Here is a 24,518-nt window from a genome sequence, read left to right on the forward strand (position 1 = left end):
CTCCCCTCCAACGTGACTAGGTCGCGCGGATCGCACTGGCCGGTTCGACGCGAGCCGCTCGGCGAGCTGGTATGAGGGTCGAGACCTGACTGAGCAAAACGACCAGCACGACGCCCACCATCACGTCCGTGACAGGAAGCCGTGGCATCTCGTAACGGGACATCAAAAGCATATTGAGGCCCACGGCAAGAATGATTCCCGTGGTCGCGCCACTGCCGACGATCAGAAGGTTTTCCAACTGAAAGTAGCCGAGGATGTTCCTTCGCGTTGCCCCAAGCGCGCGACGTATACCGATCTGCCGTTCGCGCTGATCAACCCAAAAGCTGGTAAGTCCGAAGACTCCCGCCGCCGTGACGCCCAGAAGGATCAGCGATATGCCGCCCATCAGCATCGCCATACCCAGATCGGCGCGGTAGGCCTGTTCGCGCACCGATGCATACGACTGGATACCGTCGTCCGCGATAACGCGCTGCGGATTGGCCTTGTACAACGCGCTGGACGCCGCTTGCATCGCAGCATCGAGCTGCCCGGCCTTGGCACGGATCGCATAGCGGGAGAAAGTCGAATTCATTCGGCTCGGCACCAGCAGGGAACTGTACGCGAAGCTCGTGCTGAACTCGCTGGTTCCCGGTGTCTGCAGGCGCTCCATGATGCCGACGATGGTCGCCGGAGCGGCGCCGCCATCCAGATAAACCCACTGCCCCAACGCATTGGCGCCGGGGAAGAGTCGACCAGCGAGTTCGTTACTGACGATGATCGCAGACGGAGTGTTGGTGTCACCCAGCGCCTTGTGATCGATCTCACCGGCATTGAAGGTTCGCCCTGCGATCAACCTGATGCCCAGCGTGGGCACCACCGATTCATCGACGAAATAGAAGCTGGCCTGGGCGTTCGGCTTCCGCTGGTCTGGCGTCAGAGCGACGCCACCGTTCCATGCTGCCGAGTTAAGCAGGGGCAACGAGTTGATCGGCGTGGCCGAGGCGACCTCGGGCACGCTGCGAAGCGTACTGAGGTCCTCGCGCTGCATCGTGTCGAGCCGCTGAAGTGCGTCGGGTCCGTCGGCGGCACCGCCGCCCACCCACTGCTGTGTGACGAGGAAAAGGTCCGACTCGGCCAATCCCGTCGGGCGCCCGATGCGCTCGATGCGCGAACCGATGATGAACACCGAATTGCAGACTATCGCGAGAGTCAGCGATATCTGCAGAACGATGAGTATCACTCCGGCTTTATGTCAGCGCAGCGCGGAGATCATGGGATGAATCGTCATGTGACCCTCACTGCGACTTGAGTTGCCAGGTGGGTTGCACCAGCGCTGCCCGGAACGTCGGATACAGACCGGCCACCAGCGTCGATCCTAGCGCGAGGCCAAGAGTGAGCAGCAGCAAGCTTGGGTCGATACGTGCTAGCTGTGCGATGTCCACGGGCAACAGCCAGTGAACGCACGCGACACCGACGCCGGTGAGCGCGATGCCAAGCACCCCGCCGGCGAGGCCGATCATCCCCGCCTCGGTGAGAAACTGGGCGTAGATCGCATGGCGAGGCGCACCCAGCGCTCTGCGAACACCGATTTCACCGCTACGCCTGAGGAACTTGGCCAAAAGAAGTCCTGACGTATTGACAAGACAGACCACGAGCAAGCCAAGTGCCACCAGCAGTGACGCGCCCGTGTCCGCAGGCACCACATGCCGCGCATCCAACCACGCCGGGATGTCACGCAAGCGATTATTCGGCTCCCAGGTGACGGCGCCCGAATCGCGCAGCTGCCGTGCATACCCGTCGAGGTAGGCCATGTAGGCGGCCACGGAGCGCTCATCGTCCAGTTGCACCAGGTACGAAATCCAGACGCAATTCGAACGCGTCAGGCCCGCGATTCCCGACTCGGTGGGCGTTTTGCTGCAGCCAGTGTTGCCTGTAGTTTCGATGCCAGCCGCTATCGCCGTATTGAACGGGAGAAACGCGTCTTCGCGCGTTGTCGTGAAGCCACCCGTATTGACCACATCGAAGAAGCGCGGCTGCGGATCCCAGTGACCGACAACGCCGACGATTCGGTAGCTCCTTCCAGCCACCAGCAGGCTTTGACCTACGCTATTGCGCCCCTGAAACAGCTTCCCGTTGAGCCGTTGGCTGATAACGATAACATTTGCACGCCGTTCATCGTCCTGAAGTGTCCAACCCGCCCCGTACAGGAAAGGCACATCGAGCATGGGAAAGAACTCGCTGCCCACGGCATGGCCGTCGATATTGACAGGGTGACTCGCCGCAGCCTCGGCTTGCACAGCGGGCGAAATCTTATACATCGGTGCTTGCGCGGTACCTCGATGCGCGCGGGTAAGCGCAACGGCGGTAGCGTAGTCGAGAGAGGACCGAGGCTCGCCATCCTTGTCAGGCTCTGTCGGGCCCCAGGTATCGACCTGCGGGACGAAAATCCGCCCCGATTTCCACGGCATGGGATCGCCCGATACAGCCCGGTAAACAGAGAAGGTCGTCATCGAAGCGGCGACGCCAAAGGCTATGGCTAGCACCATCAATGCCGTCAGACCCGGGCTTCGCCGGAAACTCAAGAGTGCCAGTTCAGTGTAGTAAGAGAACAAAGTGTCCGTCTCCTGGTTCCATCCACAGCACCGCACAGCATCTTCCAGACCGGTGCAGGCGACTCGCGTTGATTCAGTTGTCGAGGTAACGCGAGCTTAGCGAGCAACTAAAACACGCGCCCGGGTCATCAGCATCCGACATTCCGCGACGTAGCTATAAAAGCTCGTGACAATCGCATCAATGCGAAATTGTCTTAGCGTGATGTAGCACGCAGGCCAGGCTTTGCGATAGCCATGCCTTCAAAAAAGCTCTTTTCTGCTATTGAAAAGCACGCATTAGCCCGTGCGCTGTAGGCGTTCCACTAAATGAAAGTGAGAAATGGGCTCGCGCTATTTAAGGCGAGCTGAGAAGAAATGGCACAACATCGACAAACGTCTTTGGTAATCGATTCACGCGTCGCGAGTGGGAATTCTCGCCACAGCTGCCGAATTCGCGCATGAGCTCGGCAGAAGCGAGTAACGGGGCAGCGTGCCGATGACGAGGCGTCAGAACCGCCGGTAATGCAGCGCCTCCGCCAGATGCACCTGCTCCACACACCCCGCCCCGCCCTCCAGATCGGCGATCGTCCGCGCAACACGAAGAATCCGGTGATACGCCCGCGCCGAGGCACCCAGCTTATCCAGCGTCACCTGCAACCACTCGCGCTCCGCCGACGGCAGCGCGCAGTCGCGTTCGAGGTTGACGACGCTCAGCTCCGCGTTCGCCTGGCCAGCGCGCAGCAGCGCTTTCTCCCGGGCCTTGACCACCCTCGCGCGCACGGTCGCGCTGTCGTCATCCCTGGGCCCACGCATGGCCGAGAACTCGGCGATGGAAACGCGTGGCACTTCGACGCAGATGTCGATGCGATCGAGCAGCGGGCCTGAGATACGCCCGCGATAACGCTGTACCTGATCGGGCGTGCAGCGGCACTCATGCAGTGGATCGCCGTTGTAACCACAGGGGCACGGATTCATCGCCGCAACGAGCTGGAACTCGGCCGGGAACGTCGATTGCCGCGCGGCGCGGGAGATCACGATCTGCCCGGACTCGAGCGGCTCGCGAAGCACCTCGAGCACGTGCCGGCTGAACTCGGGCAACTCGTCGAGGAAGAGCACGCCGTTGTGCGCCAGCGAGATCTCGCCAGGACGCGGATTGGCCCCGCCGCCGACCAGGGCGACGCCTGAGGCCGTGTGATGAGGTGCGCGGAAGGGACGACGGCGCCAGCAACCCGGCTCGATCTCCTCGCCGGACAGCGAACGAATGGCGCAGCTCTCAAGCGCTTCCGATTCGGTCATCGGCGGGAGGATCCCCGGGAGACGCTCAGCCAGCATCGTCTTGCCGGTGCCGGGCGGACCGATAAGCAAAAGATGGTGACCACCCGCAGCGGCGATTTCCATGGCGCGGCGCGCCTGATACTGGCCGCGCACGTCACGCATGTCGGGGCCGCAGGTCGGCAGGTCGTAGAAGTCGGCCGTGGCGGGACTGGTCAGATCGCCATTGCCGCGCAGCCAGGCGCAGACCTCGGCGAGGCTGTCCGCCAGCAGGATGTCGCCCTCCCCGATCAACGCGGCTTCCGCGGCGTTGGCCCGGGGTACGACGATGCGGCGGCCGCTACGGCGAGCGCGGATCAGGGCGGGAAGGATGCCGGGTACGGCACGGAGCTCGCCGGACAGAGCAAGCTCGCCGAGGAACTCGCAATCGTCGAGCCGCTCGCGGGGCACCTGGGAGCCCGCGGCGAGGATGCCCAGCGCGATGGCCAGATCGAACCGGCCACCGTCTTTCGGGAGTTCGGCGGGTGCCAGATTCACGGTGACCCGACGGGCCGGGTATTCGAAGGCGGTGTTCTGGATGGCGACACGAACACGATCCCGCGCCTCGCGCACCGCCGCTTCAGGCAGACCGACGATGGAGGTGGAAGGCAGGCCGCCGGAGAGATGCACCTCGACGATGACCTGTGGCGCGGCAACGCCTTCCTGCGCGCGCGAAAGGGTGACGGCGAGGCTCATGACGGGGAGTATCGTAACCGGTTACGCATCCACAAGGGATGCGAACGTCGGTGATCCTGAAGGGATCCGGCTCGCATACGCACTCCTTGCGCCTGTTCGGAGAAAAATAACCGCCCCCGACCGCTCTCGGGGTGAGGGTGACGGATCGGGGGCGGTCCCGGGCTGTGCGGCCTTCCCTATTGGCCGCGCTGCGCAGCGCTGACTTCCAGGTCGGCAATGCGCTTTTCCAGAGCGTCGAGCTTTTCTCGCGTACGAGCCAATACCTGGCTCTGCACATCGAATTCTTCGCGGGTTACGAGATCGAGGCGGCGTAGTCCCTGCGCCAGAATGTCTTTGAAGTTGGCGTGCATATCCTCACGCGCTTGCGCCAACCCTGGCGGAACCAACGATGCCAACCGCTGTGCGAGTTGATCGATACCCTGCACATCCATCTTGCGCACCTCGATGTCGTGGAATGAAGTTTAGGTGATTCGTTTGTAGGCGCTATAGGCGGATGCCTACACGTCGTGTAGGGTTTCCCCTACAAAATGCTCCCGGAGGACGCCGACCGACCGCGGATGGCACAATGACCGTCCGCGCGCCGACAGCCGGACGCGCCCCGAGGAGTGTTACATGAAGCTGGTCGTCGCCATCATCAAGCCGTTCAAGCTGGACGACGTCCGCGAAGCCCTCGCCGATGTGGGCGTCCAGGGCGTCACGGTCACCGAGGTGAAAGGCTTCGGCCGGCAGAAGGGCCACACCGAACTGTATCGCGGGGCGGAGTACGTGGTCGACTTCCTGCCCAAGATCAAGCTCGAGGTCGCCATCACCGATGATCAGGTCGAGCGCGTGGTCGAGGCCATCCAGCAGGCGGCCCGCACGGGCAAGATCGGCGACGGCAAGATCTTCGTCAGTCAGCTCGACCAGGTCGTGCGTATCCGTACCGGCGAATTGGACAACGACGCCCTCTGAGTGCGTCTCCGGCGATCAGACCGCCTGCTCCAGCCGCTTGAAGCGGCGGTGGTGCACCAGGATCCCCGCGTAGTAGGCCGCGTAGTAGCCGATCGTCAGACCGACCACCAGCATGGTGAGCGGGCTGTTACCGGGCGGCGGCGTATGGGCGACAGCTGGGCCCTCGCCCTGAAACAGGGGGGCCAGCACCAGGAAGCGCCAAGCCATGCGGCCCAGCAGCAGCGCGGTGAGCGCGGCCCCAAGCCAGGGATTCGGGATATAGAAGTCGCCGCCCTGGGGGCTCGACTCGAAACGGGTGAGGCGCAGGCCGACGAAGGCCAGCGCACCGCCGAGCACGAGGCCGCCGAGGGCGCCCTCCGCAAGCCGGATGTCCTGCAGACCCGAGGTCATCATCAGGCAGGCGATCGCCGCGAAGATGACGATGCGAGCGGTCATCCGCTTCGTCCGGATCGGCTGCCGGCCGAAACTGCCGCGAACACGGCGGTAGACGGCGAAGGCCATCAGCGGAGCGACGATGAACGGGATGGTGGTCGGAGCCAGCATGGGCGCGGTCTCGGTGGTGGTGACTGTGACGCTACCTTACGGCGACCGTGGCGGGCATTCGAGGGCGGGATGTTAGGTGTTGGGGGTGACGGGTGTCATGCGGCCGGAGTCCCGCGCCGGGCCCGTGGGGACCGGCGCGAAGAGCTGTCGCGCGCGGGGCGCGCTCCTACACGAAGCGGCCAGCGTTATTTTGCTTTGCCCTGGTTGGCGACGGCGGCCATCTTGGCCGCGATCTCGGCCTCGTCGCCCAGGTAATAGTGCCTGACCGGCTTGAGGTCGGCGTCGAACTCGTAGACCAGCGGAATGCCGTTGGGGATGTTGAGCTCGGCGATGTCGTCGTCGGAGATGCCGTCGAAGTACTTCACCAGCGCGCGCATGGAGTTGCCATGAGCGGCCATCAGCACGCTCTTGCCGCTCTTGATCGCCGGCGCCAGTACGTCGTGCCAGTACGGCAGCACGCGGGCGACGGTGTCCTTCAGGCACTCGGTCAGCGGGACGTCGGCGATGCCGTCGTAGCGGCCGTCGTCGGCGAACGACATCTCGCCCGGCTTCAGGGCCGGCGGCGGCGTGTCGTAGCTGCGGCGCCAGATCTTGACCTGGTCTTCGCCGTACTTACTGGCGGTCTCCGACTTGTTGAGGCCGGTCAGGGCGCCGTAGTGGCGCTCGTTGAGGCGCCAGTCGGTCACCACCGGGATCCACATCAGGCCCATCTCGTCCTGCACGTGCCACAGGGTGCGCACGGCACGCCTGAGGTAGGAGGTGTGGGCCAGGTCGAAGGTGAAACCGGCGTCCTTGAGCAGGCGACCGGCCTCACGGGCCTCGGCCACGCCCTGCTCGGTCAGGTCGACATCGGCCCAGCCGCTGAAGCGGTTCTCGAGGTTCCAGGCCGACTGGCCGTGGCGGATCATGACAAGCTTGTACATGGCATCCAACGTCAGGAGGAAAAATCCGATGGTGGAACCTCGCCCGCGAGGCGTCAACTTACGCGGCGACGGCAGGCAGCCGTGCCGGAAGTCACGCTAAACCTTGCGCGGGGCGCGCGCATCTCAGGTGTCCTAGTCCACTCGCGGAGTGCCGCAGCATGCCTCGTAGCCTGATTTCCCTCCTCATCGCCCTGTCCCTCGCCGGCGCCGCCGTCGCGGCCGACGACATCAGCAAGGTCAACGGCACCGCGTCGGTCGAAGCTGGCCAGAACGCGGGCGACGTCCATACGGTGAACGGCTCGGTCCGCATCGGTTCGCGCGCCACGGTACAGAAGGCCAGTACCGTCAACGGTTCGGTCGAGCTTGGCGAAGGAGCTACCGCCGCCACCGTGAAGACGGTCAACGGCGCGGTGTCCCTGCTTGAGCAGTCGCGCGTGAGCGATGAAGTGCAGACGGTCAACGGGCGGGTTCAGCTCGAGCGCGGTGCCGACGTCAAAGGCCACCTGTCCAACGTCAATGGTGAGATCTCGCTCGACGGCGCGCACGTGGGCGGCGGCATCGAGACCGTCAACGCGGACATGGATATCGGTGGCGGCTCGAAGGTCGAGGGCGGCATCCTGGTGAAGAAGCCCAACATGGGCTGGCACACCAACAACGACCGCAATCCGAAGATCGTGATCGGACCGCACGCCGTGGTTCAGGGCACCCTGAGGTTCGAACGTGCGGTCGATCTCTACGTGAGCGACTCCGCGACGGTCGGCAAGATCGAAGGCGCCACGCCGCACACGTTCTCGGGCAGCGCCCCGTAACTCAGATCCAGTCGCGCGGCTTCAGGTATTCCTGCAGCCGCGCTTCGGGGCTGTCCGCCTCGGGCGCGTACGCGTATTCGAAGCGAACGCGTGGCGGCAGACTCATCAGGATCGATTCCGTGCGCCCGCCCGACTGCAGACCGAACAAGGTGCCGCGGTCGTAGACCAGGTTGAACTCGACGTAACGACCGCGACGATAGAGCTGGAATTCGCGCTCGCGCTCGCCATACGGCGTGTCGCGACGGCGCTCCACGATGGGCAGGTAGCCGTCGAGAAAACCCTGACCGACGTCGCGCGTGAAACTCATGCACCGCTCGAAGCCGCCCTCGTTGAGGTCGTCGTAGAAAAGACCGCCGACACCGCGCGTTTCGCCGCGATGCTTGAGGTAGAAATACTCGTCGCACCACTGCTTGTATCGCGAGTACACGTCATCGCCATACGGCGCGCAGAGGTCCCTGGCGACCCGATGCCAGTGACGCACGTCCTCGTCGACCGGATAGAACGGCGTGAGATCGAAGCCGCCGCCGAACCACCACACGGGCTCCGCGCCTTCTTTCGAGGCCTCGAAGTAACGCACGTTGGCATGCGTCGTCGGGATGTGCGGGTTACGCGGATGCAGAACCAGCGAGACGCCGGTGGCGATGAAGCTGCCGCCGACGAGGTCGGGCCGGTGCGCCGTGGCGCTCGGCGGCAATGGCGAACCGGCGACCCGAGAGAAATTCACGCCCGCCTGTTCGAAGATGGCGCCGTCGCGCAGGACGCGCGTGCGACCGCCGCCGCCCGCAGGGCGCGTCCAGGCATCCTCCTCGAACGTCGCCTTGCCGTCGATCCCCTCGATGGCGGCGCAGATGCGGTCCTGGAGCCCGCGCAGGAACGACTCGGCAAGATCGGCTTGTTCGGACATGACGGCGCAGGATCCTTGGGCGGGAAATGTCGCGAAGCTTAGCAAGTCGGGCCGGGAGGCCCGCTGCGGCACGCCGCCGCGTAACGATGACGGGTCAGGAAATACGTGCGGCCATGCGCCGGTTGCCCGTGAGCGCGGCCCAGCGCATGCCGATGTCGATCCACATCAGATAGCCCGCTTCCATGAGCATCCGCACGACATAACGACCGCTGAGCGCGAGCCGGGGTTCGGCGGCGATGGGCGAGGCGTCGAAACCCAGCCGGCGGGCGAGGTACAGGCAACGCGCCAGATGGTAGCGACTGGTGACGAGCCAGACGGCGGGCAGCCGGCCTTCGTCCGATGGACGCAACAGTTCGCGGGCGTGCCGCAGGTTTTCGAGGGAATCGATCGACAGCTGCTCGAGCGTCATCGGCACATCGACGGGCCAGCCGGCGGCGACGAGCCAGCGACGTCCCGCCTCCGCTTCGCTGACCGAGCCGCCACTCGTGCCGCCAAGCAACAACACGCGATCGGCGGCGCCGGCGAGCACGTTTTCGCGCCCGCGCGCCAGACGCTCGGTGAAGTCGGCCTCCGGCAGATCGTCGACCAGGCGACGCCCGAAGATCAGCAGCGCCCGACGATGCCCTCCGGCGATCGGGCTGCGTCGGGCGAGGCCCCATACGTTGATCACGTGCGCGACGTAGACCAGGCCCAGGGTGCCGACGAAGACCACGACGGTGACGAACGCCGCGATCAGGATGTCGCGGTCACTGAGGTAACGCCAGACGCCGCGACGCAGGGGTTTGAGAAGACCGGCCATAGACAGCGGAGTCTGGCGACTTGGCTGGCGAGGCGCAACGATGCGGTCCTGCGAATGAATGGCCATGTCATGGGTGCCGTCATTCACGCGACGCTGCGGCTCAAAAAGGATAGGCTCGCCGCATGCCTCATCCCATGCCTCCTCTCGCCATCCGCGCGTACACGGCGACCTCCGCGCTCGGTCGCGGTCTCGACGCTCACGCCACCGCCATCGCCACCTCCCGGGGCGGCCTTCAACCCAACGACTTCAGCTCAGCACCCCTGGATTGCTGGATCGGCCGCGTCGCCGGACTCGAAGACGAACCGCTCCCGCCGGCTCTCGCCGAATGGGAATGCCGGAACAACCGCCTGGCCTGGCTGGCGTTGCGTCAGGACGGTTTTATCGATGCGGTCAGGGACGCACGCGAGCGCTACGGCGCCTCGCGCGTCGCCGTCCTGCTCGGCACGTCGACCGCCAGCATCGGTGCGACCGAAGAAGGCTATCGACGCCTGGAAGGAGGCCGGATGCCGGCGGATCTCCATCGCTCCGTCCTGCACACCCCCCATTCGCTGGCCGGATTCGTCGCCACGGCGTTCGACCTGGAAGGGCCTTGCCTGACCGTCGCCACCGCGTGCTCCTCCAGCGCCAAGGTGTTCGCCAACGCCGAGCGGATGATCCGCCTCGGATTGATCGACGCCGCCATCGTCGGTGGTACCGACACGCTCTGCGACAGCGTCCTGTTCGGGTTCAATTCGCTCGAGCTCGTGTCACCTGAACCCTGCCGCCCGTTCGACGCCGACCGTGGCGGCATCTCGATCGGCGAGGCGGCCGGCTTCGCGCTCATCGAGCGCGCCGTGGAGGGTGGCGGACTGCCGCTGTTGATCGGCTACGGCGAAGCCAGCGACGCGCACCACATGTCGACACCGCATCCCGAAGGCCTCGGCGCCGAGCTCGCACTGAACGACACGCTGGCGCGGGCGGGCATCGTCGTGGGCGATGTCGATTACATCAACCTGCACGGAACCGCCAGCCAGAAGAACGACGAGGTCGAGGCGGCACTGGTGGCACGGCGTTTCCCGGCCAGCACACGCGCCAGCTCGACCAAGGGCTTCACCGGCCATACGCTGGGCGCCGCGGGCATTCTCGAGGCCACGCTTACGCTGTTGTCGATGCGCGACGGCGTCGTGCCCGCCAATCTGGGTGCGACGACACCGGATCCGCTGTGCGGGCCGCAGATGGCGTGGACATCCGAGCGCGGCGATCTCCGCATCGCGCTGAGCAATTCGTTCGGCTTTGGCGGAAACAACGCCTGCCTCGCCTTCGCCCGGGCGGAGGTTGCCGCATGAGCGCCGCGCTGACCGTATGGATCAAGGGTATCGGCACGTGGGCACCCGGCGCCGACGACTGGCAGGCGTTCCGCGAGATCGCCAACGGTGCCGCCGCGCCTGGTGCGACCACGCGGCCCGTGGCCGACGTCCTGCCGCCGAACGAACGGCGACGCGCTCCGGAAAGCGTGCTGCTGGCCGCCGCCGCCGCGGGCCAGGCCGTGCGGATGAGTGGCCTCGACGCCGCCGCGTTGCCTTGCGTTTTCGCTTCCGCACACGGCGACCAGGTGATCACCGACTACATGTGCACCACGCTGGCGACGGCACCCACCGAACTGTCGCCCACCAAATTCCACAACTCCGTGCATAACGCCCCCGCGGGCTACTGGACTATCGCCACGCATTGCCATGCCAGTTCAAGCGCGGTGTCCGGCGGCGAGACGAGCTTTGGCGCCGGACTGCTCGAGGCGGCCACCCTTGCGGTAGCCGACGAGCGCGATGTCCTGCTGGCCAGTTACGACATCGCGGGCACCGGCCCGCTCGGTGAGATGACCAGCACCACCGGCCCGTTCGCTTGCGCGCTGGTGTTGTCGCCGCGTCCGGAGGGCGCCCTGGCGCGCATCGATCTGACGCCGTCGGCCGGCAATACGGGCGCTGTCGCGCTGGGTGACGCCTGGATGGACGACATCGCGGCCAGCAGCCCCTCGGCCCAGGCGATACCGCTGTTGCGTGCACTGGCCCGCGCACGCCCCACCGCCCTGCGCGTGGCCGCCGCCACCGGCCTGGACCTTCACGTGGATATCGAGGCCGTATCATGAACGCCACCGGTGATCGCTGCTGCATCCTGATTCCCTGCCTCAATGAGGAACGTGCCATCGGTCGCGTGGTTGCCGAAGCCATGGAGCTGGGCTTGCCGGTGATCGTCGTCGACGACGGCTCGGACGACCGCACGCCCGGGATCGTGGGTGAGCTGCCCGTCACCCTGATTCGCCACGCGACACGACGCGGCAAGGGCGAGGCCCTGCGCAGCGGCTTTCGCGAGGCGCTGCGTCAGGGTTTCGACAACGTCATCACGATGGACGGCGACGGACAACACCTGGCGTCCGACATCCCGGCGATCCTCGAAGCTCACCGCCGCTATCCCGGCAGCATCGTCATCGGTGCGCGGCTGCTTGAGCGCGAACAGCAGCCGCGGGGACGCCGCCGTGCGAACGCCGTGGCCGACTGGGGCATCTCCTGGGCCTGCGGCCGTCCTGTGGCGGATACGCAAAGCGGCCAGCGGCTGTACCCGCGTGCCGCTCTCGACCTCGTCGACCTTCCCGCCGAGAACTTCGTCTTCGAAGCCGCGCTGCTGATCACGGCGTGCCGCGAGCGCGGCATCGGCGTGGTCTCGGTGCCGATCGCCTCGCGCTACGAGGGCGAGTTCCGCCTCAGCCACTTCCAGCCGGTGCGCGACGTCACCCGAATCACGGTGTATACGGTAGGCCGCATCTTCCATTACGGTCACGTAATGGCATGCTACCGGTCCTCCCGCGCGACACCGACGATTGTCGCGACGGCACCTGGGACACGCGACACGCACTGAAAACGCTACGCGCACGCACCGCGCAAGGGGTCGATACGATGGATCGCAAGTTATATGACGCAGTCATCCTTGGCGGTGGCCTGGCCGGACTGTCCCTGGCGCTGCAGCTGAAAGGCGCCTACCCCGACATGGACATCGTCGTGCTGGAGCGGCAGGCACGACCGCTGCCGGTGGCGGCGCACAAGGTCGGCGAGTCGACGGTGGAAATCGCCGCCCACTACTTCACGCATACGCTGGGCCTGCGCGAACACTTCGAGACGGAGCACATCCGCAAGTTCGGCTTCCGGTTCTTTTTCTCGGAAGGTCGCGACGACCTCGCCGACGTTCTTGAACTGGGGGTCAGCGCTGTGTTGCCGACGCCGAGCTACCAGATCGATCGCGGCATTCTGGAAACCTTCCTCGGCGAGGAAGCGGTACGCCGCGGCATCGATTTCCGCGAGGGCGCCACCGTCCGTGGCTTTGACATCGGCAAGGGTGACGACAGCCACACGGTTCGCTTCAGCCAGTCCGGCAGTGACCACGAGCTGCAGGCACGCTGGCTGCTCGACGCATCGGGGCGTGCGGGCATGATACGGCGCAAACTCGATCTCACCCGCGACAACGGCCACCACGCCAACGCGGTGTGGTTCCGTATCGACGATCGCCTGGAGATCGACGGCTGGTGCGATGACGCCGAATGGAAGGACCGCGTGCATCCGCCGGAGCGCTGGCGTTCCACCAATCATCTGGTCGGCCCGGGCTACTGGCTGTGGCTGATTCCCTTGTCGTCGGGGGCGCATTCGGTCGGCATCGTGGCCGACGCCAAGATGCATCCCCTGGATGGCATGCGCGATTTCGAGAAGGCGCTGGCGTGGATCCATGAGCACCAGCCCGTGGTCGCGCGCGAGATCGAAAAGCGCCGCGACAAGTTGCTGGACTTCGCCTTCTTCCGGCATTTCTCCTATGGCTGCTCGCGGATGTTTTCGTCGGACCGCTGGGCACTCACCGGCGAAGCGGGCGCGTTTCTCGATCCGTTCTATTCGCCTGGCAGCGACTTCATCGCCATCTCCAACACGTACATCACCGAGTTGATCGGTGTGGACCGGCGCGGCGAACCGCTGGCGCCGCACGCGCGTGCCTACGAGCGGCTGTTCTTCTCGTTCTACGAGAATACGCTGCACATGTACCGCGGCCAGTACAACCTGTTCGGCGATCCCGAAGTACTGTCGATCAAGGTGATCTGGGATTACGCCTATTACTGGGGTGTGCTCTGCCAGATCATGTTCCAGGAGCGACTGGCCGACACGCACTTCATCGGGCGCCTGGCGCCGGAGCTGCTCGCCGCGGCCGACCTCAACAAGGAGATGCAGGTCTTCTTCCAGCGCTGGCACGCCGTGTCCGAGCGCCGTAACCCGAAGATGATGCTGGATCAGCGCGACCTCACCTGGTTCGCCGACATGAATGCCACGTTGCACGATTCGCTCAACGAAAAAGCGCTCGGCGATCGCATCCGCGCCAACGTGCACATGATGCGGCTGCTCGCGGCCCACGTGGTCGAGCGTGCGGCGGCGGATCATCCGTCATTGATCGAAGGTGCGGAGCATCTGGTGGATGTCGAGGGCGCGCGGACGACGCTGTTCGCTCAGGTGGCGTGAGTCGCGCGATCTGAGACGCCGCGGATCGACACTACGGCGGTCGGTCCGGAGGGGCCGGTCAGGCTCCTCATCAGTCACCCTTTCGCGCTGCCCCTCCGGCCGGCGAATCAACCCGCCGGGTGAATGACCGCGGCTCGACCCGAGGCGATCTCGACGCCGTCATGCGCGATACGAAAACTGTACTGGGCACCGGACGTATCGGCCATCAGGCACTCCGCGTGCACGTCGAGGCGTCCTTCCAGCGTATCGATCCGTTCGACCGCCAGCTTCACCCCTCGCAGGCTGACCAGCATCCCCGGACGGGGCTCGGTGTCCCCGCGTTCCTTCGCCAACAAGGCGCCATGCACCGCCATCGCCTGTGCGCCATATTCGGCCAGATGCAACGCGTGCAGGCCGTGGGGGCCGCGCAGCGGATGCGTCGGCAGTACATGGCTCGTGCTGAACGCATGGAGGGCGGATGCGTCAAAGGCGACCACGCCGTCGAGCAGGCACATATCGCCCGCATGCGGAATCAGGTCGATGAACTCGTGTCTGGACAGCAGGGACACGGTCATCCGCCGTGGGCATCGGAGTGCCCGGAGAGAGCGACGGCGGCGGCTGGCTCCTCTACGGACTCCATCTCCTGCCAGAAGTCGTAGAAGTTGAACCAGTTGAACGGATAGGCGCGGGCGTAGTGCTCGACGCGCTGGGCGTAGCGCGCCACGACCGCATCGAGGACGGCGGCGCGTTCCGTACGAGGCACGTCGATGCCTTCGGAGAAGGCCTCGAAGATCAACCGGTAGCGGTTGCCGCCCAGATAGATACCCATGCAGACCACCACCGGAACCTTGAGCACGGCGGCGAGCTGCCACGGCCCCGTGGGAAACGGCGCAGGCTTGCCGAGGAATGGCACCATGCGCGTCGCTTCACCGCGATGCCCGCGGTCGGCCAACAGCGCGAGCATGCCGCCCTGCTCCGCGGCTTCGGCCATTGCGAGCGCGATGGATGCGCCTCCCAGCGCCGCGTCGATCACCGCGGCGCCGACATCGGGCGCGAGCGCCTCGAGCACGGCGGTCAACGCCGGTGTCTTCTGCTTGTCCAGCACGACGCGCAGCGGCACATCGGGACGGCGTCCGCCAAGCGCGCGCAATGCTTCGAAGCTACCCTGATGGGAGCCGATCAGGAGAACACCGCGTCCCGCATTCAGGTGTCGGTCGAGTTCCGGCAGGCCCTCCACCTCGACCTCGAAGTCGCGCTCGCCACGGGCCAGAAAAAACAGCCGGTCAAGCAGCGTCGCGGCGAACATGTGGATGTGGTGAAACACGTCATATGCGGTCACCGGCCGGTCGAGCACGCGCGACAGATAGGTGCGCGAGGCCGCGCGTTCGTCGGCGCGACGCAGGAAGAAATACAGCGCGATGGGATAAAGCAGCAGGCGCGCGACGCCCCGTCCGAGGCGCAGGGCGATCGTGCGGATCAGCCAGATCGCAAAGCGCCCGCCACCTTCCCGTTGTTTCCAGTGACTCATGCCCGGCCCTCGAGCGTGCCGCGGACCAAGGTGTCGGAGCCGCGGCGAACGGTGAAACGCACCCGCGCGGCATCCAGCCCGGTCAGCTCGACCTCGGCATCCTCATCGGGAAGCAGCGGCAGCAGGAACTTCGCGTCGATCACCTGGCCCACGCCGACACCGCGCCACGCGCGCAACGCGTCGGCCGCGGCTTCGAGCAGCAGGACGCCGGCAACGATGGGGCGACCGGGAAAATGTCCGGCGAAACTCGGGTGCGCCGCGTCGAAACGCAGCGGGCGCACGAACGATGCGATGTCGGCTGGATCGGTCATGGGCATCTCAGGCTCACGGTCGGGGCGAAGCAAAGCACGCTCCGGGCGAGTGGTGCCTGAACGACGATCAGGCCGCGGCGCGGTGCTGTTCGATGTGCTCGGACAGCGTGCGGAGGCTGGTGAAGATGGTCCGGTTGTCCGGATTGTCGGACTTCAGCTGGAAGCCATAGCGCTTGGACACCGCCAGGGCGATTTCGAGGGCGTCGATGGAATCCAGGCCCAGGTCGCCGCCGAACAGGGGCGCTTCCGGGTCGATGTCGGCCGGCTGCACCGACTCGAGGTTGAGGCTCGTGACGATCAGTTCGGCGAGTTCGTGCTGTGCTGCGGTTTGCGTTGCCATTGTGTTTCCAGGTCCTGGATTTCCTGCCTCCCCCCGGATGGCAGCGGTCGCGGAGTTTATCACAGGGCCCCCGGGCAAGCCCCTGCGGCCACTCAGCTTCGTGAAGAATCGACCGTTCACGTTTCTCGCCGACGGCGTGACGATATGATGCCCCGAACGCGTTCTATGGACTACCTGATGCCCCACGGCAATGAAATGCGGGAGCGCACGGCGCTCACCGCCCACCCTTCCCCGCTGGTGCGTTACCGCGACGGCTCCGCTTCGCCGGGTCCGCGCACGCTGGCCCTTTTCGGCTTTGGCTCGACACCTCGTGACATCGACGATCCGCGCTGGCTGCGGGTCGTCCTCGATCCGCTGGGCGACGCGCCGCTGGAAGCGTGGGAAGTGGATGCCACGGTCGAGGCGGGCCGCCAGGGCGACCTGCGCTGGTCGCGCGGAGGCGGCTGGCTCTACGCCGCCGTCGAATGCCACGAGGACCACCATGGCGGGCCCGAAGGCGCGGCCGTGCATGCGTATGGTTTGCTCTCGCGATTCGTCGAGGCCGCCGAAGAACGGCACGTGCAGCGCATCTGGAATTACCTCGGCGCGATCAACGAGGGCTCGGGCGACGACGAACGCTACAAGCACTTCTGCACGGGGCGTATCCGCGGCATGGGCGACGTGTTCGCGCAGGGCTTTCCGGCTGCCTCGGCGATCGGACATCACGGCGATCCCGGGCTGTTGCAGGTGTATCTGCTCGCGACCGACCGGCCCGGCACCCGCGTGGAAAACCCGCGTCAGGTCAGTGCCTGGCAGTATCCGCGTCAGTACGGGCGCACGCCCCCGAGCTTTGCGCGCGCCACCCTGCTGCCGGCGGGCGATGTACTGGCGATTTCAGGCACCGCCGCGGTCGTGGGTCACGCCTCCGCGCACGCCGGGGATCTCGAAGCTCAGCTGGCGGAAACGCTGCGGAATCTCGATGCCCTGCTCGAATCCGGCGGCATGCCCGCCGGCCTCGATGGCGGGGCGCCGCTGAAGGTGTACGTGCGGCATCCCGAGGATGAAGCCGCGGTGCGGGCCTTCGCGGCAAAGCGCTTCCCCTCCGCCCCCTTGCTGCTGGTGCACGGCGATATCTGCCGGGCGGAGTTGCTGGTGGAGATCGATGGATGGCGCTACCGGGGCTGATAGCCTTACGGCTTCCTGACGGGCCGCACCCAACCCTCGATCGCCGTCTGCCGTGCACGCGAGATCGTCAGCGTATCGGCCGGTGCGTCCTTGGTGATCACCGAGCCCGCACCGATCGTCGAACCGGCACGCAGGGTCACCGGCGCGACGAGCGAGCTGTTTGACCCCACGAACACCCGGTCTTCGATGGTGGTACGACTCTTGTTTACGCCGTCGTAATTGCAGGTGATCGTGCCCGCACCGATGTTGACCTTGCTGCCGATCACCGTGTCGCCCAGGTAGCTGAGGTGATTGGCCTTCGATCCCTCCGCGATCACGGCATTCTTCGTCTCGACGAAGTTTCCGATGTGCACGCCGGCTGCCAGGTCGGTCCCGGGCCGCAGGCGGGCGAACGGACCGATCGTGCAGGGGCCGTGGGTGACCACGCCATCCAGGTCGCAATGCGCGAGCACGACGGTGCCGGCAGCCAGCGTCGCGTTGCGCACGCGCGTAAACGGACCGATGCGCACGTCGTCGCCGAGCACGACCTCGCCTTCGAAGATCACATTGACGTCGACCTCGACGTCGCGCCCCGCGCTCACGCTGCCACGCACGTCCAGCCGCGCCGGATCGGCGAGACGGACACCCGCCAGGGCCAGCTCGCGCGCGGCGCGTTCCCGGTACAGCGTCTCGAGACCGGCCAGCTGCCACGGGTCGTTCGCGCCTGACGCTTCGACCGGATCGCAGTCCACGCAGGCGGCGGGCGCTCCTTCGGCCGAGGCCATTTCGAAAACGTCGGTGAGGTAGTACTCGCCTTGCGCGTTGCTGTTACCGAGCGCACGCGTCCAGGCGAGAAGGCGTGCCGCATCGCCGGCGACGATACCCGTGTTGACGAGGTCGACCGCGCGCTGGGCAGCGTTGGCATCCTTTTCTTCGACGATGTGACGGACCTTGCCGGCCGCATCGAGCACGACGCGCCCGTAACCCTTCGGATCCGCGAGGCGCGTGGCCAGCATGGCGAGACCGTCGCCGGTGCCGACCAGTGCCGCCAGCGTTTCGGCGCGGATGAGAGGAACGTCGCCGTAGAGGATGAGTACCCGTCCCTCGAGCTTGCCATCCGTCTCCAGTGCCTCGAGCGCCGTGCGTACGGCATGCCCGGTACCCAGACGCTCGCGCTGCTCGATCCAGCCCAGCGAGCCATCGGCGGCGAACGCATCGCGCACCTGCTGCCCGTTATGTCCGTAGACGACGTGCACGCCAACGGGATTCAGCGAACGCGCCGAACCGATCACATGCGACAGCAGAGGCCGCCCCGCCAAGGGCATCAGCACTTTGGCGGATGCGGACTTCATCCGCTTGCCTTCGCCCGCGGCGAGGATCAGGACGTGAAGGGGCGTAGCGGTCATGGGCTCTCGTACCTGCCTGGAAGTGAGGGCCGCACTGTCGCGCGTTTGGCCGGCGCTGCCAAGTCGGCTACTCGTCGTCCTTCCGTTTGCTGAGGTTTTCGAGGTTCGGCTTATAGGCCTCGACGAAGGCATTGCGCAGGATGCCGATGATGGCGTCCGACGTGGAAACGCTCTTGTCGTCGATGTTGCCGGATATCGCCACACGCGTCGCGAACTGGTCCTTGGACTGGTTCTTGAACAGCTTGGCCACGCCCTCGGCCGCCGCTTCGTAGACGATCTTCAGCGGACCCTTCTTGTCTTCCTCCACGTCCTGCTTCCAGCTGAAGATCTTCAGTCCGTGGAAGAGTGGCTTGGCGTAGCCACTGAGCTTGCGATCCTTGGCCTGGAGCTCCATGACGAAGTCGCCTTCGCCGCCCGCGAAATCGAGGCCGGAATAAGCGCGCGCGAGATCGTTGGCCTTGACCAGCTTGATGTCGTGGACGGTGATTGAATAATGGAAGTCGCCGAGGCGTTCCACCGGATCGATGTCGGCATGGGTTTCGAGCGGCGCGTCGCCCAGCACCTTGGCCGTCGCGTGCATATGGGCGACCCGGTCGCCGCCTTCGCGCTGGACGTTGGTGAGGTTGGTCACCGTGCCGTTGACGTCGGTCATCTTCAGGTCGACCTTCGGGCTGGACACGAAGTTGTTGAAGGTGATCGTGCCATTCATGACATTGATTTCGTCGAACCGGAACGGCGCCAGGGCACGGAGCTGCTCGCGCCAGTCCACGCCCTTACCCGTCTGCTTGTCGCCCTCCGACTTGCCGTCCACGAAGTTGACGACGGGATCGTAGAAATCGATCTTGCCGCGGAAGTGACCTTTCACCAGCGCGCGCCAGGTCAGCGAAATGTCCGCGCGCGTGGTCTTGAACAATGGGACCGGCACCTTGCCGTCGACCTTGGTGACCGACATCTGGTCGATCGAGTACGACCCGCGCCACAGATGGATGTCGATATCGGCAATCCGTCCGGCGTAGGCGCCCATGTGAGCCAGGCGACCGTTGAGGTAGTTGAGCACGACATACGGCAGCGCGACGCGGGCCGCGATGAGCACGACGGCGACGATCCCCAGGATCCAGAAGCTTCGGCGGTAGCGGGTGCGCATGAGACTTTCACCTTGAAACGACAGCCCAGTGTTGCGCCGCGGCAGTCATTTCCGGATGAAGAAGCAAAAAAAACCCCTCCGGAGAGGGGTTTATCGGGCGAGGCGGCGTCGCTCAGTGCTTCAGCGTCTTGCGCATGCGCTCGAGTGCCTGGAGCTGCGCCAGCGCCTCGGCCAGCTTGGCCTGGGCTTCGGCGACGTCCATCTCGGGGCCGCGGTTGGACAACGCGGCCTCGGCTTCTTCCTTCGCCTTCAGGGCGGCCGCCTCGTCGAGGTCGGCCGCGCGAGCGGCCGTGTCGGCGAGGATCGTCACGACCTGCGGCTGCACCTCGAGGATGCCGCCGGAGACATAGAACTGCTGGCGATCGCCGTTGGTGCCGACCACGTCCACGTGGCCCGGCTTCAGGCGGGTGATCAGCGGCGCGTGACGCGGCGCGATACCCAGCTCGCCAAGCTCACCGGTGGCGACCACGAGCGTGGCTTCGCCGGAGTAGATCTCGGCTTCGGCGCTGACGATGTCGACGCGGATGGTGTGGGTCATGGGCTTGTCTTCCGTTGGTCGGGAATGGGAGGAGAAGGTCGCTTACGCGGCCTTCTTCGCACCCATGTCCTCGCCCTTCTTGATGGCTTCGTCGATGCCGCCGACCATGTAGAACGCCTGCTCGGGCAGGTGATCCAGGTCGCCGTCGAGAATCATCTTGAAGCCGCGGATGGTTTCCTTCAGGGCGACGTACTTACCCGGCGAGCCGGTGAAGACTTCGGCCACGTGGAACGGCTGCGAGAAGAAGCGCTCGATCTTGCGGGCGCGCGACACCGAGGCCTTGTCTTCCGGCGACAGCTCGTCCATGCCGAGGATGGCGATGATGTCCTTCAGTTCCTTGTAGCGCTGCAGGGTGCCCTGCACGCGACGGGCCGTGTCGTAGTGCTCCTGGCCGATAACCGAGGCATCGAGCTGACGGCTGCTGGAAGCGAGCGGATCGACGGCCGGGTAGATACCCAGCGAGGCGATATCGCGGCTCAGCGTGACCGTGGCATCGAGATGCGCGAAGGTCGTGGCCGGCGACGGATCGGTAAGGTCATCCGCGGGAACGTAAACGGCCTGGATCGACGTGATCGAGCCGGTCTTGGTCGAGGTGATGCGCTCCTGCAGCACGCCCATTTCCTCGGCCAGCGTCGGCTGATAACCCACGGCCGACGGCATACGACCGAGCAGCGCGGACACTTCGGTACCGGCCAGCGTGTAGCGGTAGATATTGTCGACGAACAGCAGGACGTCCTTACCCTTGCCCGACTCGTCCTTCTCGTCACGGAAGTACTCGGCCATCGTCAGGCCGGTCAGCGCGACGCGCAGGCGGTTGCCCGGCGGCTCGTTCATCTGACCGTAGACCATCGCGACCTTGTCGAGGACGTTGGAGTCCTTCATCTCGTGATAGAAGTCGTTACCTTCACGAGTACGCTCACCCACGCCGGCGAACACGGACAGACCCGAGTGCGCCTTGGCGATGTTGTTGATGAGCTCCATCATGTTGACCGTCTTGCCGACGCCGGCGCCGCCGAACAGGCCGACCTTGCCGCCCTTGGCGAACGGGCACATGAGGTCGATGACCTTGATGCCGGTTTCGAGCAGTTCGCTGGCCGCGGCCTGCTCGTCATACGACGGGGCTTCGCGGTGGATGACCCACTGCTCTTTCTCGCCGATCGGGCCGGCTTCGTCGATGGGGTTGCCCAGCACGTCCATGATGCGACCGAGCGTGGCGGTACCGACCGGCACCTTGATGCCTTCGCCGGTGTTGCGGGCGAGCAGGTTGCGGCGCAGGCCGTCGGTGGAACCGAGCGCGATGGTGCGCACGATGCCGTCACCGAGCTGCTGCTGCACTTCGAGGGTGATCTCGGTGCCGTCGATCTTCAGTGCGTCGTAAACCTGCGGCACCTGGTCGCGCGGGAATTCGACGTCGACGACCGCGCCGATGATCTGAACAACTTTGCCCTGGCTCATGGAATGCTCCGGATGAATCTTCGTAAGGTTCTGTTCGGGCGCCGCTCACTGCGTCGCCATCGCGTGTAGCTTTCGGTCAGACCGCGGCGGCGCCGCCGACGATCTCCGAGATTTCCTGGGTGATCGCGGCCTGACGTGCCTTGTTGTAGACCAGTGTCAGTTCGCCGATGACCTTGTTCGCGTTGTCCGACGCGGCCTTCATGGCGACCATGCGCGCGGCGTGTTCGCTGGCGAGGTTCTCCAGCGCGGCCTGATACACCACCGACTCGATGTAACGCGTCATCAGGTGCTCGAGGACCGTGCGCGCATCGGGTTCGTAGATGTAATCCCAGTCGTGGGTCTGCTCGACCTTCACGCCCGTGGATGCATCGCCTTCGGCGTCCTCGAGTTCCTTCGCCACCAGCGTGAGCGGCAGCAGGGCCTCGATGGTCGGCTTCTGCACGATCGTGTTAACGAAGTCGTTGTAGACCAGGAAAACGCGATCGAGCTTGTTGTCGCCGTAGGCGTCGAGCACGACCTTGATCACGCCGATCAGATCTTCCAGCTTCGGTTTTTCGCCGAGGTGCGTGGCCGAACCGATCAGGTTGACGCCCTTGATGCGACGGAAGAACTGCACGGCCTTCTGGCCGACGGCGACGACGTCGATCTCGGCACCCTTGTCCTGCCACTCGCGGATGCTGGTCAGCGTGCGACGGAACAGGTTGGAGTTGAGACCGCCCGCGAGGCCGCGATCGGTCGACACCACGATGAAGCCCACGCGCGCGACGTTCTGGCGCTCGGTGAGGTACGGATGGGTGAAGTCCGTGCTGGCCTGGGCGACGTGCGCGATGACTTTGCGCATCAGACGCGCGTAAGGACGCGACGCCTTCATCAGGTCCTGCGCCTTGCGGATCTTCGACGCCGAGACCATTTCGAGCGCACGCGTCACCTTGCGCATGTTCTGCGTGCTCTTGATCTTGGTTTTGATTTCGCGGCCGCTAGCCATGGCTTACTCGTCTGTAAAGGGTGACGCCGGATCACGGGGCGGACGTTGCCGCCGCCCCGCGGGTCTCGCTATTACCAGCTACCGGTCTTCTTGAACTCGTCGGCGGCCGACTTGAAGGTCGCCTCGATGTCCTTGTCCCAGTCGCCGGTCTCGTCGATCTTCTTCATCAGGTCGCCGTGATTCTGGCGGAAGAAGGCGTGCAGGCCCTTTTCGAACGGCAGCACCTTGTTGACCGGCAGGTCGTCGAGGTAGCCCTTCTCGGCCGCGTAGACCGAGACGCCGAGTTCGGCGATCGACAGCGGCGAGTACTGCGCCTGCTTCATCAGTTCCGTGACGCGCTGGCCACGATCGAGCTGAGCGCGGGTCGCGGCGTCCAGGTCCGAGGCGAACTGCGCGAACGCAGCCAGCTCGCGGTACTGGGCGAGAGCGAGCTTCACGCCGCCGGACAGCTTCTTGATGATCTTGGTCTGGGCGGCACCACCGACGCGCGACACCGAGATACCGGCGTTGACGGGCGGACGGATACCGGCGTTGAACAGATCGGTCTCGAGGAAGATCTGGCCGTCGGTGATCGAGATGACGTTGGTCGGAACGAACGCGGAAACGTCGCCGGCCTGGGTTTCGATGATCGGCAGCGCGGTCAGCGAACCGGTCTTGCCCTTCACTTCGCCGTTGGTCATCTTCTCGACGTATTCGGCGCTGACGCGCGAGGCGCGCTCGAGCAGACGCGAGTGGAGATAGAACACGTCGCCCGGATAGGCTTCGCGACCCGGCGGACGCTTCAGCAGCAGCGAGATCTGGCGGTAAGCCACGGCCTGTTTGGAGAGATCGTCGTACACGATGAGCGCGTCTTCACCGCGGTCACGGAAGTACTCGCCCATGGCGCAGCCGGAATACGGCGCGACGTACTGCAGGGCGGCCGCTTCGGATGCCGAAGCGACGACGACGATGGTGTTGGCCAGCGCGCCGTTCTCTTCGAGCTTGCGCACGACGTTGGCGATCGAGCTGCGCTTCTGGCCGATGGCGACGTAGATGCACTTAATGCCCGAATCTTTCTGGTTGATGATCGCGTCGATCGCGACGGCGGTCTTGCCCGTCTGGCGGTCGCCGATGATCAGCTCGCGCTGGCCGCGGCCGATCGGGATCATCGAGTCGATGGACTTGTAGCCCGTCTGCATCGGCTGGTCGACCGACTGGCGCCAGATGACGCCCGGAGCGACCTTCTCGACCGGGCTGCTGCCCGCGGCGTCGATCGGACCCTTGCCGTCGATCGGGTTACCCAGCGCGTCGACGACGCGGCCGAGCAGGCCCGGGCCGACCGGCACTTCGAGAATGCGGCCGGTCGTCTTGGCGGCATCGCCTTCGCGCAGGTGCTGGTATTCACCGAGCACCACGGCGCCGACCGAGTCGCGCTCGAGGTTCAGCGCGAGGGCGTAAGTGTCGTTCGGCAGTTCGATCATTTCGCCCTGCATCACATCGGCCAGGCCGTGGATGCGCACGATGCCGTCGGACACGCTGATGATCGTGCCTTCGTTGCGTGCCTCGGCGCCGAGCTTGAACTGCTCGATGCGGGTCTTGATCAGCTCGCTGATCTCGGACGGATTCAGTGTGGTGCTGGACATGGTCGGTTCCTTGGGTCGCGCCGCTTTCACGGCACCCG

Annotated in this window: 25 protein-coding genes; 7 read left to right on the forward strand and 18 right to left on the reverse strand. The window is 65.4% G+C overall.

Translation table 11 applies throughout. From position 1 onward, the window contains the following. Positions 1 to 16: 16 nt before the first annotated feature. The 4 genes from J2X57_RS06870 to J2X57_RS06885 form a co-directional block, all read right to left on the reverse strand. A complete protein-coding gene (locus tag J2X57_RS06870; protein ID WP_309865182.1) occupies positions 17 to 1,219 on the reverse strand; it encodes an FtsX-like permease family protein in 1,203 nt (400 codons plus the stop codon). A gap of 55 nt (positions 1,220 to 1,274) precedes the next feature. Then, on the reverse strand, positions 1,275 to 2,591 hold the full coding sequence (locus J2X57_RS06875; protein ID WP_309865186.1) for an ABC transporter permease: 1,317 nt from the start codon (positions 2,589 to 2,591) through the stop codon (positions 1,275 to 1,277). A gap of 486 nt (positions 2,592 to 3,077) precedes the next feature. Next, positions 3,078 to 4,577 carry a YifB family Mg chelatase-like AAA ATPase gene (locus tag J2X57_RS06880; protein ID WP_051943218.1) on the reverse strand — a complete coding sequence of 500 codons (1,500 nt, stop codon included), beginning with the start codon at positions 4,575 to 4,577 and terminating at the stop codon, positions 3,078 to 3,080. 176 nt (positions 4,578 to 4,753) lie between these two features. Further along, positions 4,754 to 5,008, reverse strand: coding sequence for an accessory factor UbiK family protein (locus J2X57_RS06885; RefSeq protein WP_079522345.1), 255 nt, complete (start codon positions 5,006 to 5,008; stop codon positions 4,754 to 4,756). Positions 5,009 to 5,189: 181 nt separating this feature from the next. On the opposite strand from J2X57_RS06885, the gene glnK reads away from it, so the two are divergent. Further along, a complete protein-coding gene (gene glnK / locus J2X57_RS06890) occupies positions 5,190 to 5,528 on the forward strand; it encodes a P-II family nitrogen regulator (protein WP_036109554.1) in 339 nt (112 codons plus the stop codon). Between the two features lie 15 nt (positions 5,529 to 5,543). Here glnK and J2X57_RS06895 read toward each other — a convergent pair whose 3' ends face one another. Together J2X57_RS06895 and gpmA are read right to left on the reverse strand one after the other, a co-directional pair. Beyond that, a complete protein-coding gene (locus J2X57_RS06895) occupies positions 5,544 to 6,071 on the reverse strand; it encodes a DUF1453 domain-containing protein (protein ID WP_309865190.1) in 528 nt (175 codons plus the stop codon). Positions 6,072 to 6,256: 185 nt separating this feature from the next. Next, positions 6,257 to 6,994 carry a 2,3-diphosphoglycerate-dependent phosphoglycerate mutase gene (gpmA, locus tag J2X57_RS06900; protein ID WP_043696375.1) on the reverse strand — a complete coding sequence of 246 codons (738 nt, stop codon included), beginning with the start codon at positions 6,992 to 6,994 and terminating at the stop codon, positions 6,257 to 6,259. 158 nt (positions 6,995 to 7,152) lie between these two features. Here gpmA and J2X57_RS06905 point away from each other — a divergent pair, with 158 nt between their 5' ends. Continuing rightward, the gene (locus J2X57_RS06905) at positions 7,153 to 7,803 is read left to right on the forward strand and encodes a hypothetical protein (protein ID WP_309865194.1); all 651 of its coding nucleotides are present in this window, start codon (positions 7,153 to 7,155) and stop codon (positions 7,801 to 7,803) included. A 1-nt stretch (position 7,804) separates the two neighbouring features. On the opposite strand, the gene hemF is transcribed toward J2X57_RS06905, so the two are convergent. Both hemF and J2X57_RS06915 read right to left on the reverse strand, forming a co-directional pair. Beyond that, positions 7,805 to 8,707: an oxygen-dependent coproporphyrinogen oxidase gene (gene hemF, locus J2X57_RS06910; RefSeq protein ID WP_090352961.1), complete on the reverse strand. Its 903-nt coding sequence runs from the start codon at positions 8,705 to 8,707 to the stop codon at positions 7,805 to 7,807. A gap of 94 nt (positions 8,708 to 8,801) precedes the next feature. Further along, a complete protein-coding gene (locus J2X57_RS06915) occupies positions 8,802 to 9,593 on the reverse strand; it encodes a YdcF family protein (protein WP_239709128.1) in 792 nt (263 codons plus the stop codon). 35 nt (positions 9,594 to 9,628) lie between these two features. Between J2X57_RS06915 and J2X57_RS06920 the strand changes: the two genes are divergently transcribed. From J2X57_RS06920 to J2X57_RS06935, 4 genes are read left to right on the forward strand one after another with little or no spacing between them, the layout of a single operon-like run. Next, positions 9,629 to 10,831 carry a beta-ketoacyl-[acyl-carrier-protein] synthase family protein gene (locus tag J2X57_RS06920; RefSeq protein WP_239709129.1) on the forward strand — a complete coding sequence of 401 codons (1,203 nt, stop codon included), beginning with the start codon at positions 9,629 to 9,631 and terminating at the stop codon, positions 10,829 to 10,831. Next, a complete protein-coding gene (locus J2X57_RS06925) occupies positions 10,828 to 11,628 on the forward strand; it encodes a beta-ketoacyl synthase chain length factor (RefSeq protein WP_309865200.1) in 801 nt (266 codons plus the stop codon). The genes J2X57_RS06920 and J2X57_RS06925 overlap by 4 nt, the downstream gene beginning before the upstream one ends. After that, positions 11,625 to 12,395, forward strand: a complete 771-nt coding sequence (locus J2X57_RS06930; protein WP_043696393.1) for a glycosyltransferase family 2 protein — start codon at positions 11,625 to 11,627, stop codon at positions 12,393 to 12,395. The genes J2X57_RS06925 and J2X57_RS06930 overlap by 4 nt, the downstream gene beginning before the upstream one ends. 38 nt (positions 12,396 to 12,433) lie before the next feature. Further along, the gene (locus J2X57_RS06935) at positions 12,434 to 14,029 is read left to right on the forward strand and encodes a tryptophan 7-halogenase (protein ID WP_043696396.1); all 1,596 of its coding nucleotides are present in this window, start codon (positions 12,434 to 12,436) and stop codon (positions 14,027 to 14,029) included. Between the two features lie 107 nt (positions 14,030 to 14,136). Here the strand turns inward: J2X57_RS06935 and J2X57_RS06940 are convergent, their stop codons facing one another. The 4 genes from J2X57_RS06940 to J2X57_RS06955 form a co-directional block, all read right to left on the reverse strand. Continuing rightward, on the reverse strand, positions 14,137 to 14,571 hold the full coding sequence (locus tag J2X57_RS06940) for a phosphotransferase (RefSeq protein WP_036116984.1): 435 nt from the start codon (positions 14,569 to 14,571) through the stop codon (positions 14,137 to 14,139). A gap of 8 nt (positions 14,572 to 14,579) precedes the next feature. Continuing rightward, positions 14,580 to 15,536 (reverse strand): acyltransferase, encoded by a 957-nt coding sequence (locus J2X57_RS06945; RefSeq protein ID WP_036109532.1) that lies wholly within the window; start codon positions 15,534 to 15,536, stop codon positions 14,580 to 14,582. Next, complete coding sequence (locus J2X57_RS06950) at positions 15,533 to 15,847, reverse strand: hydroxymyristoyl-ACP dehydratase (protein ID WP_052191425.1); 315 nt, start codon at positions 15,845 to 15,847, stop codon at positions 15,533 to 15,535. Before J2X57_RS06950 ends, J2X57_RS06945 begins: the two co-directional genes overlap by 4 nt. 67 nt (positions 15,848 to 15,914) lie before the next feature. Then, positions 15,915 to 16,187 carry a phosphopantetheine-binding protein gene (locus J2X57_RS06955; protein ID WP_036109531.1) on the reverse strand — a complete coding sequence of 91 codons (273 nt, stop codon included), beginning with the start codon at positions 16,185 to 16,187 and terminating at the stop codon, positions 15,915 to 15,917. Positions 16,188 to 16,364: 177 nt separating this feature from the next. Here J2X57_RS06955 and J2X57_RS06960 point away from each other — a divergent pair, with 177 nt between their 5' ends. After that, on the forward strand, positions 16,365 to 17,351 hold the full coding sequence (locus J2X57_RS06960; protein WP_309865209.1) for a pteridine-dependent deoxygenase: 987 nt from the start codon (positions 16,365 to 16,367) through the stop codon (positions 17,349 to 17,351). 5 nt (positions 17,352 to 17,356) lie between these two features. On the opposite strand, the gene glmU is transcribed toward J2X57_RS06960, so the two are convergent. The 6 genes from glmU to atpA all read right to left on the reverse strand — a co-directional run bounded on the left by glmU (position 17,357) and on the right by atpA (position 24,480). Further along, entirely contained in the window at positions 17,357 to 18,736 is a 1,380-nt protein-coding gene (glmU, locus tag J2X57_RS06965) for a bifunctional UDP-N-acetylglucosamine diphosphorylase/glucosamine-1-phosphate N-acetyltransferase GlmU (RefSeq protein WP_309865212.1), read from the reverse strand. 67 nt (positions 18,737 to 18,803) lie between these two features. Beyond that, a complete protein-coding gene (locus J2X57_RS06970) occupies positions 18,804 to 19,880 on the reverse strand; it encodes a DUF748 domain-containing protein (protein ID WP_036109529.1) in 1,077 nt (358 codons plus the stop codon). 112 nt (positions 19,881 to 19,992) lie between these two features. Beyond that, positions 19,993 to 20,418 carry a F0F1 ATP synthase subunit epsilon gene (locus J2X57_RS06975; RefSeq protein WP_036109528.1) on the reverse strand — a complete coding sequence of 142 codons (426 nt, stop codon included), beginning with the start codon at positions 20,416 to 20,418 and terminating at the stop codon, positions 19,993 to 19,995. A 42-nt stretch (positions 20,419 to 20,460) separates the two neighbouring features. Beyond that, positions 20,461 to 21,873: a F0F1 ATP synthase subunit beta gene (atpD, locus tag J2X57_RS06980; RefSeq protein WP_036109527.1), complete on the reverse strand. Its 1,413-nt coding sequence runs from the start codon at positions 21,871 to 21,873 to the stop codon at positions 20,461 to 20,463. 76 nt (positions 21,874 to 21,949) lie between these two features. Next, entirely contained in the window at positions 21,950 to 22,858 is a 909-nt protein-coding gene (gene atpG / locus J2X57_RS06985) for a F0F1 ATP synthase subunit gamma (protein ID WP_090352969.1), read from the reverse strand. 71 nt (positions 22,859 to 22,929) lie between these two features. Next, positions 22,930 to 24,480, reverse strand: a complete 1,551-nt coding sequence (gene atpA / locus J2X57_RS06990; protein ID WP_036109525.1) for a F0F1 ATP synthase subunit alpha — start codon at positions 24,478 to 24,480, stop codon at positions 22,930 to 22,932. Between the last annotated feature and the right edge of the window lie 38 nt (positions 24,481 to 24,518).

Origin of the sequence: Luteibacter sp. 1214 (genome assembly GCF_031455395.1) — a bacterium.
GTDB lineage: Bacteria > Pseudomonadota > Gammaproteobacteria > Xanthomonadales > Rhodanobacteraceae > Luteibacter > Luteibacter mycovicinus.